This window comes from Protofrankia symbiont of Coriaria ruscifolia, assembly GCF_900634745.1.
GTDB classification, from domain to species: Bacteria; Actinomycetota; Actinomycetes; order Frankiales; family Frankiaceae; genus Protofrankia; species Protofrankia californiensis.
The window spans coordinates 1-4450 of record NZ_CAAAFR010000068.1; the positions used below are offsets into that span (position 1 = coordinate 1).

Consider the following 4450-nt stretch of genomic DNA (forward strand, 5'->3'; position numbering starts at 1 on the left):
CAATGCGTCCGACAACCGCTCCACCAGCAGCAGGCCCACGCCCTCACCCCAGCCGGTGCCGTCCGCGCCCGATCCGAACGCCTTGCAGCGCCCGTCGGGCGCCAGCCCGCGCTGCCGGCTGAACTCCACGAACGCCCCGGGGGTGACCATGACGGTCACGCCGCCGGCCAGCGCCAGCGTGCACTCCCCCCGGCGCAGCGCCTGGGCGGCCAGATGCAACGCCACCAGCGACGACGAACACGCCGTGTCCACCGTCACCGCCGGACCCTCCAGCCCGAGGGTGTAGGCGACCCGGCCGGAGAGCACGGCGGTCGCGCTTCCGGTCAGCACGTAGCCTTCGGCGCCGCCGGTCGCCTCGTGCAGCCGCGGCCCGTAGTCCTGGCCGGAGCCGCCCACGAACACCCCGGTGGGCGTGCCGCGCAACGAGGTCGGATCGATCTGTGCGCGTTCGAGCACCTCCCACGCGGTCTGCAGCAGAAGCCGCTGCTGCGGGTCCATGACCACCGCTTCACGCGGTGACACGCCGAAGAATCCCGCGTCGAATCCGGCCACGTCGTCGAGGAATCCGCCCTCGTGCGCGGTCGTCGTGCCCGTCCGGTCCGGGGACGGGCCGAGCAGCGTGTCCAACGGCCAGCCACGGTCGTCGGGGAATGCGCCGATGGCGTCGACTTCACCGACGAGCAGCCGCCACAGCTGCTCCGGATTCTCGACACCGCCGGGGAACCGGCAGGCCATGGCGACGATCGCGATCGGCTCGTCGGCGGTGACGGCGGACGCCGGCGCACCGGCCACGGCGCCGGCGTCCGTGCCAGCCCCCGTGCCGATCCCCGTGGCAGAGCCCGTCTCGGATGTGGTGCCGAACAGTTCGGCCATGAGATACCGCACGACCGCGGTGGCCGTCGGGAAGTCGAAGACCAGGGTGGTCGGCAGCCGCAGCCCGGTGGCGGCGCCCAGCCGGTTGCGCAGCTCGACCGCGGCCAGCGAGTCGAACCCGAGTTCCCGGAAGGCCCGGTCGGCCTGGATCGACTGCGCTCCGTCGTATTTGAGGACGTCGGCGGCGTGGCCGCGCACGAGGTCCAGCAGCGCCTGCTGCCGCTCGGATGCGGTCAGGCCGGCCAGCTGCGGCGGCAGTACGGCGGAGCCGGCCGGCGTGGCCTGGCCGGGCCGGCCGGACTGACCGTCACCCTGCGTCACCAGCGTGACCTCGGGCAGGTCGGCGAACAGCGGCCGCCGCCTGGCCGCGAGGAAACCGGGCAGGAAGCCGGGCCAGTCGATGTCGGCAACGACCAGTGCCGTCTCGTCGTGGTCGACGGCCTCTCGCAGGGCTGTCAGGGCCAGCTCGGGGGCCATCTGCCGGATACCGAGCCGGCGCAGCCGCTCGGCGACGTCGCCGGACACCATGCCGCCCTCGGCCCAGGCGCCCCACGCCACGGACGTCACGGGCAGTCCGGACGCCCGCCGCTGCTCGGCGAAGGCGTCCAGGAACGCGTTCGCCGCCGCGTACGCGCCCTGGGCGCCACCGCCCCACACGCCCGCGCCCGAGGAGTACACCACGAAGGCGTCCAGCTGGCGGCCGTCGAGCGCCTCGGCCAGGTTCGTCGCGCCGGTGACCTTGGCGTCGAGGATCTCGGCGAGATCCGCGACGTCGAGGTCCGCCAGCGGGGTCAGCTGGCTGACGCCGGCGGTGTGGACGACAGCGCTGATCACGGCGCCGTCGGCGTCGAGGCGGTCGAGGAGGGCGTCGACCGCGCCGCGGTCGGCGACGTCACAGGTGGCGATCGTGACGCGCGCACCCAGGCTTTCCAGCTCCGCGCGCAGGTCGGACGCGCCGGGCGCGTCACCGCCGCGGCGGCTGGTGAGCACCAGGTGCTCGGCGCCGCCACGGGCCAGCCAGCGGGCGGCATGCGCGCCGAGGGCGCCGGTACCACCGGTCACCACGACCGTGTCCCTCGGCCGCCAGGAGCGTTCCGCCGGCGCCGGTGCGCTCGCCCTGACCAGCCGGCGGGCGAACGTGCCAGCCGGCCGCACCGCCACCTCGTCCTCACCGCCGGCACCGCCGGCATCACCGGCACCACTTTGGCCACCGGCACCGTCCGTGCCGCCGGCGCCGCCGAGCACCGCGGCCAGCCGGGCCAGTGCCCGTCCGTCGACGACCTCGGGCAGGTCGACCAGCCCGCCCCACCGCTGGGGATGCTCCAACCCGACGACGCGACCGAGCCCCCACACCTGTGCCTGCGCTGCGCTGCGCAGGCGGTCGGACGGCGCGACCGACACCGCGCCGGAAGTGACGCACCACAGCGGCGCCTCGACCGCAATGTCACCGAGGGCCTGCCCGAGGGCCAATGTGCCGGCCAGTCCCCCGCTCACCCCGGGCAGGTCGGGCAACGGCCGCTCGTCCACGGCGAGCAGCGACAGCACCCCGCCGACCACCGCCTGCGGCGGCAGCGACTCCCGGAGCAGGCGGGCCAGTGCGCCGCGGTCCCGGTCCGCCGCGGTGAGCTCGACGCGGACGACCTGCGCACCGCGGTCGGACAGGGCCGCGGCACATGCCGACACCAGGCCCGGGTCGGCCGGGTCGGCCGGGGCCACCAGCAGCCATGTCCCCGGCAGCGCCACCGCCGGGGCGTCCACCAGCGGCTTCCAGGTGACGCGATACCGCCAGTCACGGATCGCCGCGCTGTCGGCCTGCCGCCGCCGCCAGACCGACAGCGCGGGCAGCACCGCACGCAACGGCTGTTCGCCGTCGACGTCGAGGGTGGCGGTCAACGCGGCCAGGTCCAGGTGTTGCACGGCGTCCCAGAAGCGCTCCTCGGCCGGGCCGGCACCGGCGGCCGGCGCATTGTGCCCGCCGGGAGCCTGGCCGTCGCCGAGCCAGTAGCGCCGGCGGCGGAAGGCATAGGTGGGCAGGTCGACCCGGCGCGCGTCGCCGCCGTCGAACGCGGCCTGCCAGTCGACCCGGACGCCACGCACGTGGGCCTCGGCCAGCGCGGCGAGGAAACGCCGCCGGCCGCCGTCGTCGCGCCGCAACGAACCGATGGCCAGCACGTCGACGCCGACGTCCGCAGCGGTTTCCTCGATGCCCATCGTCAGCACCGGATGCGGGCTGGACTCGATGAAGGTGGTGTGCCCGTCCCGCAGCAGGGCGCGGATCGCCGGCTCGAACCGCACGGTCTGACGGAGATTGCGATACCAGTACCCGGCGTCCATCATGGCCGTCTCGATGGGAGCGCCGGTCACCGTGGAGTAGAAGGGGATCTCCGCCGGACGCGGGGAGATGCCGGCCAGCTCCTCGAGCAGTTCCGCCTGCACGTCCTGGACGTGCGGCGAGTGTGAGGCGTAGTCCACCGGGAGCAGACGGGTCCGCACGTCCGCGGCCGCGCAGTCCGCCACCAGGGCTGCCAGCGTCTCGGGGGCGCCGGAGACGACCACCGAACGCGGCCCGTTCACCGCGGCCAGCCAGGCCCGCTCACCCCAGTGCGGGGTACGCCGGGCGACCTCCTCCGGGGAGAGGGCCACGGAGACCATGCCGCCCCGGCCGCTCAGGGCCGCCAGCGCCCTGGCGCGCAGCGCCACGACCCTGGCGGCGTCCGGCAGGGACAGCGCACCGGCCACATACGCCGCCGCGATCTCGCCCTGGGAATGGCCGACCACGGCGGACGGCCGGACGCCGTGGTCGGCCCACAGCGACGCCAGCGACACCATCACGGCGAACAGCACCGGCTGGACGACGTCCACCCGGTCCAGCAACGCCGGTTCGCCGCCGGCGCGCAGCACGTCCAGCAGGGACCAGTCGACGTGCGGGGCCAGCGCGTCGGCGCATTCGGCGATCCGCGCGGCGAACGTCGGCGAGGAGTCCAGCAGCCCCACCGCCATGCCGGCCCACTGCGAGCCCTGGCCGGGGAAGACCAGCACCGTCCCGCCCCTGGGCCCGGCCGAACCCCGGACGACCTCGGCCACCGGCTCACCGTCGGGCAACGGCCCGCCGTCAGCTACCGCGGCGAGACCCCGCAGGAAACCGTCATGATCTTCGGCCAGCACCACCGCGCGCTGCGCGAGCGCGGCTCGTGTCGCCGCCAGCGAGTAGCCGACATCCGCGCCATCAAGCTCGCCGTGCACGGCCACGTGCCCGTGCACGCGCTGTGCCTGCGCTCGCAGTGCGGCGTCGTTGTGGCCCGAGAGCACCCAGGGCAGGACGATCCCGGCGGTGCGCTTCCCGGTGGCCGTCTCGGACGCGGAGCCGGCCGAGTCCGGGGAGACCGGCGCGCCGGCCGCATCCGACAGGACGGGCGTGCCGACCGGTGCCGTGACCGGCGCGGTGGCGACCGGTGCCGTCGCGGGCTGCGCGGACGCCTGTTCCAGGACCACGTGCGCGTTCGTACCGCTGATCCCGAAGGAGGACACCACGGCCCGCCGGGGCCGGTCGACGTCCGGCCACGGCGCCGGCGCGGTG

1 protein-coding gene is annotated in these 4450 nt (G+C 75.3%); it reads right to left on the reverse strand.

Annotated elements, in window-relative coordinates:
• Positions 1-4450, reverse strand: a 4450-nt coding sequence (locus CV1CTNOD_RS24600; protein ID WP_165485417.1) for an SDR family NAD(P)-dependent oxidoreductase, incomplete at both ends; no start/stop codon positions are given.